The sequence below is a fragment of the Microbispora sp. H10836 genome (assembly GCF_012999525.1).
Classification (GTDB): domain Bacteria; phylum Actinomycetota; class Actinomycetes; order Streptosporangiales; family Streptosporangiaceae; genus Microbispora.
The window spans coordinates 423974-436020 of sequence record NZ_JABBWU010000001.1 but is presented as its reverse complement, the minus strand read 5'-3'; the positions used below and the strand labels follow the sequence as shown (position 1 = coordinate 436020).

At 72.0% G+C, this 12047-nt stretch carries 12 protein-coding genes; 5 read left to right on the top strand and 7 right to left on the bottom strand.

Features of this window, described 5'->3' with window-relative positions:
* Positions 1–119: 119 nt before the first annotated feature.
* Positions 120–1391, top strand: coding sequence for a sensor histidine kinase (locus HHX30_RS02005; protein ID WP_169978721.1), 1272 nt, complete (start codon positions 120–122; stop codon positions 1389–1391).
* Positions 1388–2041: a response regulator transcription factor gene (locus HHX30_RS02000; RefSeq protein WP_169978719.1), complete on the top strand. Its 654-nt coding sequence runs from the start codon at positions 1388–1390 to the stop codon at positions 2039–2041. Before HHX30_RS02005 ends, HHX30_RS02000 begins: the two co-directional genes overlap by 4 nt.
* 69 nt (positions 2042–2110) lie before the next feature.
* On the opposite strand, the gene HHX30_RS01995 is transcribed toward HHX30_RS02000, so the two are convergent.
* From HHX30_RS01995 to HHX30_RS01980, 4 genes are read right to left on the bottom strand one after another with little or no spacing between them, the layout of a single operon-like run.
* The gene (locus HHX30_RS01995) at positions 2111–3742 is read right to left on the bottom strand and encodes a ubiquinol-cytochrome c reductase cytochrome b subunit (protein WP_169978717.1); all 1632 of its coding nucleotides are present in this window, start codon (positions 3740–3742) and stop codon (positions 2111–2113) included.
* A complete protein-coding gene (locus tag HHX30_RS01990) occupies positions 3739–4818 on the bottom strand; it encodes a ubiquinol-cytochrome c reductase iron-sulfur subunit (protein WP_169978715.1) in 1080 nt (359 codons plus the stop codon). The genes HHX30_RS01995 and HHX30_RS01990 overlap by 4 nt, the downstream gene beginning before the upstream one ends.
* Entirely contained in the window at positions 4815–5624 is an 810-nt protein-coding gene (locus HHX30_RS01985; protein ID WP_169978713.1) for a c-type cytochrome, read from the bottom strand. Before HHX30_RS01985 ends, HHX30_RS01990 begins: the two co-directional genes overlap by 4 nt.
* A 17-nt stretch (positions 5625–5641) precedes the next feature.
* Positions 5642–6259 carry a heme-copper oxidase subunit III gene (locus HHX30_RS01980; protein WP_169978711.1) on the bottom strand — a complete coding sequence of 206 codons (618 nt, stop codon included), beginning with the start codon at positions 6257–6259 and terminating at the stop codon, positions 5642–5644.
* A 162-nt stretch (positions 6260–6421) separates the two neighbouring features.
* Here HHX30_RS01980 and HHX30_RS01975 point away from each other — a divergent pair, with 162 nt between their 5' ends.
* The 3 genes from HHX30_RS01975 to HHX30_RS01965 all read left to right on the top strand — a co-directional run bounded on the left by HHX30_RS01975 (position 6422) and on the right by HHX30_RS01965 (position 9167).
* Positions 6422–6817, top strand: coding sequence for a response regulator transcription factor (locus HHX30_RS01975; protein ID WP_169978709.1), 396 nt, complete (start codon positions 6422–6424; stop codon positions 6815–6817).
* A gap of 395 nt (positions 6818–7212) precedes the next feature.
* Positions 7213–8262, top strand: coding sequence for an anthranilate phosphoribosyltransferase (trpD, locus tag HHX30_RS01970; protein ID WP_169978706.1), 1050 nt, complete (start codon positions 7213–7215; stop codon positions 8260–8262).
* 98 nt (positions 8263–8360) lie between these two features.
* On the top strand, positions 8361–9167 hold the full coding sequence (locus HHX30_RS01965; protein ID WP_169978704.1) for a sensor histidine kinase: 807 nt from the start codon (positions 8361–8363) through the stop codon (positions 9165–9167).
* Between the two features lie 56 nt (positions 9168–9223).
* Here the strand turns inward: HHX30_RS01965 and HHX30_RS01960 are convergent, their stop codons facing one another.
* The 3 genes from HHX30_RS01960 to HHX30_RS01950 all read right to left on the bottom strand — a co-directional run bounded on the left by HHX30_RS01960 (position 9224) and on the right by HHX30_RS01950 (position 11933).
* Positions 9224–9511, bottom strand: coding sequence for an Lrp/AsnC family transcriptional regulator (locus tag HHX30_RS01960; RefSeq protein ID WP_169978702.1), 288 nt, complete (start codon positions 9509–9511; stop codon positions 9224–9226).
* 52 nt (positions 9512–9563) lie between these two features.
* Positions 9564–11285, bottom strand: a complete 1722-nt coding sequence (locus HHX30_RS01955) for a DEDD exonuclease domain-containing protein (protein ID WP_311922038.1) — start codon at positions 11283–11285, stop codon at positions 9564–9566.
* 78 nt (positions 11286–11363) lie between these two features.
* Positions 11364–11933, bottom strand: a complete 570-nt coding sequence (locus HHX30_RS01950; RefSeq protein ID WP_169978698.1) for a GNAT family N-acetyltransferase — start codon at positions 11931–11933, stop codon at positions 11364–11366.
* Positions 11934–12047: the final 114 nt, after the last annotated feature.

Genomic DNA, 12047 nt, shown 5'->3' with positions numbered 1-12047 from the left:
CCGTGGGGCGCCGCCCACCGCATCGGACCGGCACGGACATTCGCCGCGGCACGGGACGACCGCGGATGTAGACCCCTGGTCGGATGCCCACCGGAAGGACACGTGGTTACGCTCTGATCATGCAGGTCGCATCCCCTCCGCTGCTGAGACGGTTGCCGCCCGGGGCGTGGGTGGTCCTCGCCTGGTGCGGGGGTACGGCGTTCACGTTCCTGATGCGGATGCGGCTGCCCGGCGAGTGGTATCCCGCCGCGCGTCCGGCGGCGCAGTTCTTCCGCTGGGACGGCCTGGCGTACTTCGGCGTGGCAACCGCCCTGGCGCTCGCGGGCGGCGCCCTGCTCGGCCGCCGTCCCCTGCCGGCCCTGACCCTGCTGCTCGCCGCGTCCGTTCTCGGCACGATGCCCCTGGGGGTGGCGGAGATCCCGCTGCCGCAGTTCCTCGCGGCCGAGGTCGCGGTGTTCTTCATCGCCACCGGGCGGTCCCGCGCGAGCGGCGTCGCCGCCGTCCTCGCGGCTCTCGCCGTGCTGGGCGGCTATCTGGCGGTCCGGGTGCGGTACGGGTGGCCGATCGCGGCGTCGTCCGAGACGGCCGTGGCCCTGACGACCGTCATCGCCTGGCTGCTCGGCAACTCCGTGCGCCAGTCCCGCGAGCACGCCGAGGAACTGCGCGCCCGCGCGGCGACCCAGGCCGTGAGCGACGAGCGGCTCAGGATCGCCCGTGAGCTGCACGACATGGTCGCGCACAGCATCGGCGTCATCGCGCTCCAGGCCGGCGCCGCGCGGCGGGTCATCGACACGCAACCGGAGCGGGCGCGGGACGCCCTCGGGGAGATCGAGACGGCCGGTCGCCAGACGCTGTCCGGACTGCGCCGCATGCTCGGCGCGTTGCGAAGCCGCGATCCGGAGCGGCCCGCGTCAGCGGTACCCCCGCGTCCGGGGCCGCTGGAACCGGTGCATCCGGAACCGGTGCATCCGGAATTGGGGCGTCCGGAATTGGGGCGTCCGGGACCGGTGCTCGGCCTCGCCGACGTCGACCGGCTGGCCGCCACGACCACACAGGCGGGCGTACGGGTCGACGTACGCCGGCTGGGGGAGCGGCGTCCGCTGCCGCCCGAGGTCGACGTGGCGGCCTACCGCGTCGTCCAGGAGGCCGTCACCAACGTGCTGCGTCACGCCGGTACGGCGTCCTGCCAGGTGTCGATCGACTACCGGGACGACGAGGTGCGCGTCGAGGTGCTCGACGACGGGCGCGGCGGCGACGCCGGGGACGGCTACGGCCTGCTCGGCATGCGTGAGCGGGTAGGCGTCCTGCACGGGACCTTCGCGGCCGGGCCGCGTCCCGGGGGAGGCTTCCGGGTCGCGGCCCGGTTGCCCGTGCCCACGGCAGTCCGATGACCGTCCGCGTGCTGCTCGCCGACGACCAGCCACTGGTCCGCGCCGCTCTTCAGATGGTCATCGCCGACGCGCCCGACCTCGACCTTGCGGGGGAGGCGGGCACCGGCGAGGAGGCGGTGCGGATGACGCGGGACGCCGGCCCCGACGTGGTGGTCATGGACATCCGCATGCCGGGCATGGACGGCATCGAGGCCACCCGGCTGATCACCGCGGGCGGCGGCGCCCGGGTCCTCGTCCTGACGACCTTCGACGACGACGAGTACGTCTACGGCGCGCTGCGCGCGGGGGCGTCCGGGTTCCTCGTCAAGGACATGGCCCTGGACGACATCCTCGCGGCGATCCGGGTGGTGGCCGCAGGTGACGCCCTGATCGATCCGCGCGTCACCCGCAGGCTGATCGGGGAGTTCGCCGCCCGCCCCGCGCCCGGTCCGCGCGCCCGGCGGGTCGCCGGGCTCACCGAGCGGGAGACCGAGGTGCTCACCCTCGTCGGGCGCGGCCTGTCCAACGCGGAGATCGCCGCCGAGCTGTTCATCAGCGCCGCCACCGTCAAGACGTACGTGACGAGGCTGCTCGCGAAGCTCGACGCCCGCGACCGCGTGCGGCTGGTGATCACGGCCTACGAGACGGGCCTCGTGCCGCCCACCGGCTGAGGGAAACGCAACGGCCCGGCGGGGAGTGTTCCCCGCCGGGCCGCGTCGTGCCGGTCGTTCAGGCCTCCGTCAGTGGAGCTCCTTGCGGTCGCCGCCGCCGACGCCCGCGTGCTCCTCCTCGTGGGCCTCCTCGTGGTGGCCGTCGGTGAGCGGGACCCGGTCGGTGCCGTACGCCTCGCTCATCTTGGCGCGGAGCCGGCCGAGGGCGCTGCGGGCGCCCTTGGGCGGGATGCCCTCGCCGTCCTCGGCGCTCGTGAGGACCGGGATCTCCTTCTTGCCGCGCATGTGCTCGGCGATGTCCTCCGCCGGCGGCGTGTGGACCTCGATGTACTGGCCGTTCGGCATCCGCTTGATGACGCCGGACTCCACCCCGTGGGACAGCACCTCGGCGTCCTTGCGCTGGAGGCCGATGCACATCCGGTAGGTGATCCAGTACGCGATGGCCGGGCCGACGAAGACGGCGATCCGCCCGAACCAGGTCGTCGTGTACAGGTCGATGTGGAAGTTCGCCGAGATCTCGTCGTTGGCGCCCAGCAGCCACAGGATGCCGTAGAACGTGATGCCCGCGATGCCGATCGAGGTGCGGTGCGGGTTGTTGCGCGGCCGGTCGCACACGTGGTGCTCGCGGCGGTCGCCCGTGACCCACTGTTCCAGGAACGGATACAGCGCCAGGCCCGTCATGACGATGCCCAGTGGCACGAGCGCCGGGATCAGCACGCTCAGCGTCACCGTGTGGCCGAGGAAGTTGATCTCCCACGCCGGCATGAGGCGGAGCGCACCCTCCAGGAAGCCCATGTACCAGTCCGGCTGCGATCCCGCCGAGATGTCCGCCGGCGTGTACGGCCCGAACAGCCAGATCGGGTTGATCTGGGCGAACGCGCCGAGCAGTGCGATGACCCCGAACGTGAACAGGAAGAACGCGCCCGACTTGATCATGAACGCCGGGTAGAACGGAGCGCCGACCACGTTCTTCTCGGTCCTGTTCTTGCCCGGCATCTGCGTGTGCTTCTGCACCCACATCAGGATCATGTGGGCCGAGATGAGCGCGAGCAGGATGCCCGGGATCAGCAGGATGTGGAGCGTGTAGAACCGCGGGATGATGTCGTGGCCCGGATACTCGCCCCCGAACAGGAAGAACGAGACGTACGTGCCCACGATCGGGATCGACTGGGCCACGCCCTGGGTGATCCGCAGACCCGCGCCTGAGAGCAGGTCGTCGGGGAGGGAGTAACCGGTGAGACCCTCGATGAGCGCGAGCGACAGCAGCAGGATGCCGATGATCCAGTTGAGCTCACGCGGCTTGCGGTACGCACCGGTGAAGAAGATGCGGAGCATGTGCACCGTCATGCCGGCCACGAACAGCAGCGCCGCCCAGTGGTGGATCTGCCGCATGAGCAGACCGCCACGGACGTCGAAGCTGATGTGCAGCGCCGAGGCGTAGGCCTCCGACATGTGCACGCCGTACAGCGGGGCGTAGCTGCCCGTGTACGGGACCTCGCTCATGCTCGGCTTGAACCAGAACGTCAGGAACGTACCGGTCAGCAGCAGGATGACGAACGAGTAGAGCGCGATCTCCCCCAGGAGGAACGACCAGTGGTCGGGGAAGATCTTCCTCAGGTTGCGCTTGAGGAAGTTCCCCGCACCGATGCGGTCGTCGACGAAGGTCGAGACGCCTGCGATGGCCTTCGGGGGAGCGTTCATGATGCGTTCTCCCTAACTTCGGCTTCCGCGTCGCCACGCTCCCAGAAGCTGGGACCGACGGGGACCTTGAAGTCGGACTTCGCGACGAGGTAGCCCTCCTCGTCGATACCGATGGGGAGCTGCGGCAGCGGACGGGCGGCGGGGCCGAAGATGACCTTCGCTCCGTCCGCGGCGTCGAAGGTCGACTGGTGGCACGGGCAGAGGATGTGATGCGTCGTCTGCTCGTACAGCGCCGCCGGGCAGCCCACGTGGGTGCAGATCTTGGAGTAGGCGACGATGCCGTCGTGGGTCCAGTTCAGGTTCGTGCCGGACTTGAGCTCCTCCGGACGGAACTTGAGCAGGATCAGCGTCGCCTTGGCCAGCGCGTTCAGGTCCTCCTCGTAGCCCTCGGGGACCACGGAGAGGATGCCGCCCGGCGAGTTGAAGTCGGCCGCCCGGATCGGCTGGCCGGTGCCCTCGACGACGAGGCGGCGCGGCTTGCCGTCCTTGGTGGGCTCGCCCCAGGCGGTGTGCCTGAGCACGGTCCCGGGGAGTGGGCCGAGGTCCTTCAGCAGCACCAGCGGGGCCAGGCCCAGCGGAGCGGCGGCCAGCAGCAGCGTGCGGCGCAGCAGCCGGTGCTTGACGAACCCGCTCTCCTCGGCGCCCTGGAGGAAGGTCTCCTTGACGTACCCGCGCGCCTCGTCGTCGGAGCGCATCTCGTGGCGCTCCTGGATGAGGTTGTACTTCGGCATGATCTGCCGCACCCACACCGTGAGGCCCGCGCCCAGCGAGAGCAGGGCCAGGGCCAGGGTGCCGCCGAGCGCGAGGTTCGACGTGGCCGTCTTGTCGATCGTGCCGACCTGGAAGATCACGTACGACGCGACGAACCCGGCGCCGGCCAGGAAGGCGACCAGGAACAGCAGCGCGACGAGGCGCTCGGCCTTGCGGGCCTTGACGGGGTCCTGCGGGATCACGCCGGGAACGCCCTCGGGCGCGCGGATCGGGTCGGTGTCGGCGATCGGCGCGTCGGCGGGCGGCGTGCCGATGACGCGACTCGGCACCCGTCCGCTCTCGGGGTACTCGTTCTGCTCTGTCATGCCGCCCGTCGCTTCTTCGCTGTGATCCAGATAGAGGCCAGGACCAGGAGGCTGATACCCGCGATCCACGCTACAAGGCCCTCGGTGACGGGTCCGATACGGCCCAGCCCCGAGCCGCCGGGGTCGACCTGCGACCGCACGTGGGTGATGTACGCGATCATGTCGCGCTTCTGCTCCGGCGTGATCGTGGAGTCGTTGAACACCGGCATCGCCTGCGGGCCGGTGACCATCGCCTCGTAGATCTCCGTCGGCGTCGCAGGGTTCAGCGACGGCGCGTACTTGCCGTAGGTCAGCGCGCCGCCGGCGCCCACGAAGTTGTGGCACTGGATGCAGTTGGCGCGGAAGAGCTCGCCGCCCTTGGCGGGGTCGCCCTTGGCCGGGTCGACCTGCTCGGCGCTGGGCACCGTCGGGCCGCCGCCCAGCGACTGGACGTACGCCGCGAGCTGGTTGATGGCCACGTCGGTCGCCCACTCCGGGCGCGGCTTGCGCGGAGCCTGGGGACCCGCGTCGGCGGCCGGCATGCGGCCGCTGCTCACCTGGAAGTCCACGGCGGCGGCTCCGACGCCGATGAGCGTCGGAGCCTTCTTGGTGCCCTCGGCGTTCATGCCGTGGCAGCTCGCGCAGTGCGCCACGAACAGGCTCTTGCCCTGCGCCACGTCGTCGGCCTTGCCGGACGCGATCGCGGCGTCCGCGGTGCTGCCGTTCGGCGCCGCGAGCGCGTAGCCGCCGCCGAGCAGGCCCAGCGCGAGTGCCACGACGGCGACACGCGCGAGGGGATGGCGCCGTCGGGCGGTGATGGAGTTCACCGAAATCCCCGTTCCGATCATTTGATGATGTAGATGGTCGCGAAAAGGCCGATCCAGACCACGTCGACGAAGTGCCAGTAGTAGGACACGACGATCGCGCTGGTCTGCTGCTCATACGTCAAGCGCTTCGCGGCGTACGTGCGTCCCAGGATGAACAGGAACGCGATCAGACCACCCGTCACGTGCAAGCCATGGAAGCCCGTGGTCAGGTAGAACACCGAGTCGTACGGGGAGTGCGAGAGGACGTGGCCCTCGCGCGCCAGGTTCCCGTACTCGTAAAGCTGTCCGCCCACGAAGAAGGCGCCCATCAGGAAGCTTACGACATACCAGAATCGCAGCTTCTTGACCTGGCCTCGCTCCACGGCCCACACGCCCAGCTGGCACGTGACACTCGACAGGACCAGAACGGTCGTGTTGAAGGTCGCGAACGGGACTTCGAGGTGCGCCTCGGGCCAGTGCGTGCCCTGCCCGAGGCTGACCGACCGGATGGTGAAGTACATCGCGAACAGCGCCGCGAAGAACATGAGCTCAGAGGACAACCACACGATGGTGCCGACCTGAACCAGGTTCGGCCGGCTGGACCCGTGCGGTCTCGTCGTCGTAGTAATTGCGGATGCTGTCGCCACGCCCAGCATTATTGCGGCTCCCCAGGTCGGGTCGGCCCACGACCCCCCGCTAGGGTCCACACGCGCCCACGAAACGGGCATGTCACAGCAATCGCCCCGGGGCTGCGAGCCCTGCAGCCGCGCCGGTAGCATCACGATGACCATACCCCGCGATTCGACAGTGAGCGTGAAATGAGGGTTCTCGTCTACAGCGACGACGCAGGCACCCGGGAGAAGGTCCGGCTGGCCATCGGGCGGCGCCCTGCCGCGGACGTGCCCCTCGTCGAGATCGTCGAGTGCGCGACCCAGCCGGCCGTGATCAAGCATCTCGACTCCGGCGACATCGACGTCGCCGTCCTCGACGGCGAGGCGCAGCCGGCCGGCGGAATGGGGGTCAGCCGCCAGGCCAAGGACGAGGTGCACAACTGCCCCCCGATCCTGCTGCTCATCGCCCGCAGGGACGACCGATGGCTGGCCAACTGGTCCCGCGCCGACGCCGTCGTCGCGCAGCCCATCGACCCCGTCGTCCTCGCCGAGGCCGTGGCCGACCTCATGCGGCGCCGCCTCAGCCTCACCCAGGCGCACTGAGACCGGGCGCACTGGGACCCGGCGCACTGAGACCGGGCGCACTGGGACCCGGCGCACTGGGACCCGGCGCACCGGCACCGGCCGCTCGCCGGGTGCCGGGTGCCGGGCGGCACGGCACCGGGCGACGGCACCCGGCGCTGGGCGCGTGCCGGGTTCCGGCGCATCGGGCGCCCACGCCGGGCGCCGCTGCGCCCGGCGTGGGGCCCACAGCGGGGCCGGTCTCGACCCGGGTCCACCGGACCCCGGCCCACCGGACCTGATTCACCGGATCCTGGTTCACCGGATCCTGGCCCGTACGTCACCGGGCTGACCACCGAACGGGGCGCCCGAACCGCCCGGGCGCACAGCCGCACCACCCGCCGACCCGACCGCACATCAACCCCGCGGAGCCCACCATGGACACGCGCACCACCTGGCCCTCGACGCTGAACGCCCTGCTCGCGGGGGAGAACCTGACGGCCGACGAGACGGCCTGGGTAATGGGGGAGATCATGTCGGGGGCGGCGACCCCGGCGCAGATCGCCGCCTTCGCCGTCGCCCTGCGGGCCAAGGGCGAGACCGTCGCCGAGGTGACGGGCCTCGTCCGCACCATGTTCGAGCGCGCCACCCCGCTCACGGTCGAGGGGCCGGTGCTCGACATCGTCGGGACCGGCGGCGACCGGGCGCACACCGTCAACGTCTCGACGATGGCCGCGATCGTCGCGGCGGCGGCCGGGGCCCGGGTCGTCAAGCACGGCAACCGGGCCGCCTCCTCGCTGTGCGGCGCGGCCGACGTGCTGGAGCACCTCGGCGTCGCCCTCGACCTCGCGCCGGAGGCCACGGCCAGGGTCGCGGTGGAGGCGGGCATCGCCTTCTGCTTCGCGCCCGTCTACCACCCCGCGCTGCGGTTCACCGGCCCGCCGCGCAAGGAGATCGGCGTGCCGACGGTGTTCAACTTCGTCGGGCCGCTGGCCAACCCCGCGCGCCCCGCCGCCCAGGCCATCGGCGTGTTCGACGCGCGCATGCTGCCGGTCATGGCCGGCGTCTTCGCGGAGCGCGGCGTGTCGGCGCTCGTCTTCCGGGGCGACGACGGCCTGGACGAGCTGTCCACCGCTGCTCCGTCGGTGGTCTTCGTCGTCCGGGACGGCACCGCCACCCAGACGACGCTCGACCCGGCCGACCTCGGCATCCCCCGCTCCCAGCCGGGCGACCTGCGCGGCGGCGACGTCGAGTTCAACGCGGCGGCGGTCCGCGACCTGCTGGGCGGCAAGACCGGGCCGGTGCGCGACGCGGTGCTGCTGAACGCGGCGGCCGGGCTGGTCGCCTACGACGGCCCGGGCGACGACCTGGTCGGCGACCTGCGCGCGGCGTACGCCCGCGCGGCCGAGGCGGTCGACTCGGGCAGGGCGGCGCAGACCCTGGAGCGCTGGGTCGAGATCAGCCGCGCGCTCGGCGGCAAGGCCTGATCGTCTTTCCGATCCGGTTCGCCTCCACCGCTGGAGGGATCAGGCGTCCACCTTGATGGGGACGTGCCGGGTTCGGCCCGAGCCGTACCGTTCCCGCCATGATGCGCCTGTCCGCCCTCCGCGTCATCCACCGCTGGGCCGCGTTCGCCCGTGCCGGGATGGCCCTGTTCGCCGCCGGTTCCCGCGGCGCGCCCCACACCGGTTCCCGCCCTGGCGCGGTCTTTCCGGGACCGGACCGTGGCAGGGGTGGCCGGCCGTTCACGGCGGCGGGCGGGGCGGGCATGCGCCCCGGGCGTGCCGGTAGCGGCGACGAGGAGGACGACGTCGTCGTCCGGGAGCGCCTGCGGATCGCCTCCGAGTTGCACGACCTGGTGGCGCACGACCTGAGCGTGATGACGCTCGGCGTGGGAGCGGGCCGCGTGATCATGGACAAGGACCCGGAACGCGCGCGGCAGACCTTCCGCGAGGCCGAGGAGTCGGGCCGGCGGGTCCTGTCCGATCTGCGCCGGATGATGGGCCTGCTGCGCATGGACGGGCAGCGGCGCGGCCCCCAGCCGGGCCTGGGGGACCTGCCGGGTCTGCTCGACGACTTCCGCGCGAGCGGGCTCGCCGTCTCACTCAAGGAGGCCGGCATCCGGGGGAGCGGCCCCACTCTGGAGCTGTCGGCCTACCGCATCGTGGAGGAGGCACTGGGCAACGCCCTGTGGTACGGCGTGGCCCGCACGGCGACCGTCACGCTGCGGTGGCTGCCCGCCGTCCTGGAGGTCGTCGTCCACGACGACGGGCTGCCCCGCGACCGGCTCATCAGCACCTGGGAGCGGGCGGCGTTGTTCGGCGGCTCGGTCGCCGCGCACCCGCTCCCCGGCGGGTTCGAGGTCCGCGTCCGGCTGCTGCGCCCGGCCTGATCGCCGCGCCCGCCCGGCCGGCGCCGCCCCGCGCGGTCTTCCGGCGCCGGGCCGGATCAGTCCGCGTCGGCGAGGCCGATGGAGAAGGCCGCCTCCAGGTCGTGGCGGGAGTAGGTGCGGAAGGCGATGTGCGTCTCGGTGTGGCGCACGCCGGCCACCTTGTTGACGCGGCCGGGCACGACCTCGGCCACCTCCTCGTACCGGCCGACCCTGACCATGGCCAGCAGGTCGAACTCTCCGGTGATCGAGTACACCTCGCTGACGCCGGCGATCTCGGCGATGGCCTCGGCGACCTCGGGGATCCGGTCGACATCCGCCTTGATGTGGACGATCGCGGTGACCATGCGCGTCTCTCCTGCTGTTCCCGGCTTCGGCTTGTCGCCCCAGAGACTAGCGTCACCGCAGCGGCCGTCCCTCACGGCGGTCGCTCCGCTGGTGCCGGTAGGCGCGCTCGATGCGCTCGATCAGCCGCCCCGCGCCGTACGCGGGAAGGCTCCAGGCGCCGTCGACCTGGACGAGGCGCACGCCGGGGGAGTCGAGCCAGCGCAGCACGCACTCGGTCTCCTCGGCGCTCGCGGCCGGCGTCGGGCCGGGACCGGGGACGACCGTTTCCGCGGTGGAGACCAGCGCGTCCACGTAGGGCGTGGGATGAGCCCCCCTGGGCATCACCCCGGCCGCGGTCAGCCTGCCGTACCGGATGACGTGGATGTCCCAGCCGCCGTCGAAGGCGGGGCTGGCCGCGACCATCTGCGGGATGCCCGTGAGGGAGCGCAGGCGCTGCATGCGCGCGGCGGTCCTGACGTAGGCCGCGAGCCGGTCGCGGTCGACGGCCGCCTCCTCGTATCGCTGCTCGGCCGAAAGGCGCCGCATGCGCGCCTCCATGGCGGAGAAGACCGCCTCGGCGTCCTGCTCCATGGCGTGCCGGGCGCGGCGCACGTGCCGGGCGTAGCCCTCCTCGCTCTCGCGGCCCTCGCAGGGCGCGCCGCAGCGGCCGATCTCGGCGAGCGCGCAGGCGGGCCGCCGCACGCGGGCCGAGATCCGTTCGGTGCACTGCCGCAGCGGCAGCGCCTCGTGCATGGCCGTCCGCGCGTCGTCGGCCGTGCGGCTGCTGCCGAACGGGCCGAGGTAGGCCGCCCCGTCGTCGCGCACCTCCCGCACCACGCTGAGCCGCGGGAACGGCTCGTCGGTCAGCTTGAGCCAGACCGCCCGCTCCGGGAAGCGGGACCGCCTGTTGTAGCGGGGCTTGGTCGCTCCGATCATCCGCAGCTCGCGGATCTCCGCCTCCAGCGCGGTGGCGCAGACGATCGTCCTGACCCGCTCGGCGATGCCGACCATCTCGCGGATGCGCGAGCGGGTCTCGCTCGCGGTGAAGTAGCTGCGCACGCGGTTGCGCAGGTTGGAGCTCTTCCCGATGTAGAGCGCCTCGCCCCTGGCGTCCTCGAACACGTAGACGCCCGGCGCGCCGGGCACCCCGTCGGCGAGGTGGCGCTTGCGCTGCTGCTCCGGTGTGGGGGCGCGCACGAAACCGCGCAGGTCCTCCAGCGTGTGCACGCCGAGCGAGCCGACCCGCGCGATGAGGCCGTGCAGCACGTCGACCGTGGCCCTCGCGTCGGCCAGCGCCCGGTGGCAGGGCTCGGTGGAGCTGCGGAAGATCCGGGCGAGGGTGGCGAGCTTGCAGTTGGGGGTCTCGTCGCGGGTCAGCACCCGGCGCGCGAGGTCGGCCGTGTCCACCACCGGATTGGCCGGGGGCGGGTAGCCGTTGGCCTGGCACGCCGCCTTCAGGAACGACATGTCGAACGGCGCGTTGTGCGCCACCAGGGCCGTCCCGGCGACGAACTCCAGGAAGCTCGGCAGCACCTCGGAGAACTTCGGCGCGGCCACGACCATGGCGTCGGTGATGCCGGTCAGCACGGAGATGAACGGCGGGATCGGGCCGCCGGGGTCGACCAGCGTGGCGAACTCGCCGATCACCTCGCCGCCGCGCACCTTCACCGCGCCGATCTCGGTGATGGCGTGTTCCGCAGACGAGCCGCCGGTGGTCTCCAGGTCGAAGACGACGAACGTCACCTCCCGCAGGGGAGTGCCGAGCTCGTCCAGCGTGCCCTGTACCGCATCCACGCCCAAGACCATAGAGACGCCGACCGACAATTGCCGTACCGGCCCCATGCGACGGTAAAGGAAGGGCCAGGTGAGGAGCTACGCGGAGGCCGCCCCGGCGTGCCATTCGCGGGCCAGCATCGCGTAGATCAGCTCGTCGCTCCACGCGCCGGCGAAGAACTCGTTCTCCACCAGGTGGGCCTCCTTGCGCATGCCGAGCCGCTCCATGAGGCGGGCGGAGGCGGTGTTGCGCGCGTCGCAGTTGCCGTGGACGCGGTGCAGCCCGAAACCCTCGAACCCGATGCGCAGGATCTCGCGGGCCGCCTCGGTGGCCAGCCCGCGGCCCTGGTACGCCGGATTGAAGACGAAGCCGATCTCGCCCTGGCGGTGCTCCCGGCTGCGCAGGAACAGCGTGAGATCGCCGATCACCGGCCCTCCGCCGGCCAGCGCCGCGGCCACGCTGAGCACGTCGCCGTCCTCCCCGAGCGACACGCAGCCGATCTTCCGGCCGAGGGCGGCCTTCGTCTCCTCCCGCGTACGGGCGTCCCAGTACAGGTATCTGGTCACCTCCGGCAGGGAGTGGAAGGCGTGCAGGTCGTCGAGGTCGGCCTCGGTGAAGGGGCGCAGGACCAGCCGGGGGGTCGTGATCGGGTATGGCGGGGTGAACACGCCGCCAAGCGTACGGACGTGCGCCGGGCGCCCGCCAACGGGTTGTCCCGCACCCGCCGCAGGCCCGGTGACAGATCATGAACGCGGCATGGACACGGTGCGACGGCCGTACCC

What these genes read in the sequence shown, in the direction of transcription:
- HHX30_RS02005 (WP_169978721.1), top strand. Translation starts at nt 120, where the DNA reads ATGCAGGTCGCATCCCCTCCGCTGCTGAGACGGTTGCCGCCCGGGGCG.
- HHX30_RS02000 (WP_169978719.1), top strand. Translation starts at nt 1,388, where the DNA reads ATGACCGTCCGCGTGCTGCTCGCCGACGACCAGCCACTGGTCCGCGCC.
- HHX30_RS01995 (WP_169978717.1), bottom strand. Translation starts at nt 3,742, where the DNA reads ATGAACGCTCCCCCGAAGGCCATCGCAGGCGTCTCGACCTTCGTCGAC.
- HHX30_RS01990 (WP_169978715.1), bottom strand. Translation starts at nt 4,818, where the DNA reads ATGACAGAGCAGAACGAGTACCCCGAGAGCGGACGGGTGCCGAGTCGC.
- HHX30_RS01980 (WP_169978711.1), bottom strand. Translation starts at nt 6,259, where the DNA reads ATGCTGGGCGTGGCGACAGCATCCGCAATTACTACGACGACGAGACCG.
- HHX30_RS01975 (WP_169978709.1), top strand. Translation starts at nt 6,422, where the DNA reads ATGAGGGTTCTCGTCTACAGCGACGACGCAGGCACCCGGGAGAAGGTC.
- trpD (WP_169978706.1), top strand. Translation starts at nt 7,213, where the DNA reads ATGGACACGCGCACCACCTGGCCCTCGACGCTGAACGCCCTGCTCGCG.
- HHX30_RS01965 (WP_169978704.1), top strand. Translation starts at nt 8,361, where the DNA reads ATGATGCGCCTGTCCGCCCTCCGCGTCATCCACCGCTGGGCCGCGTTC.
- HHX30_RS01960 (WP_169978702.1), bottom strand. Translation starts at nt 9,511, where the DNA reads ATGGTCACCGCGATCGTCCACATCAAGGCGGATGTCGACCGGATCCCC.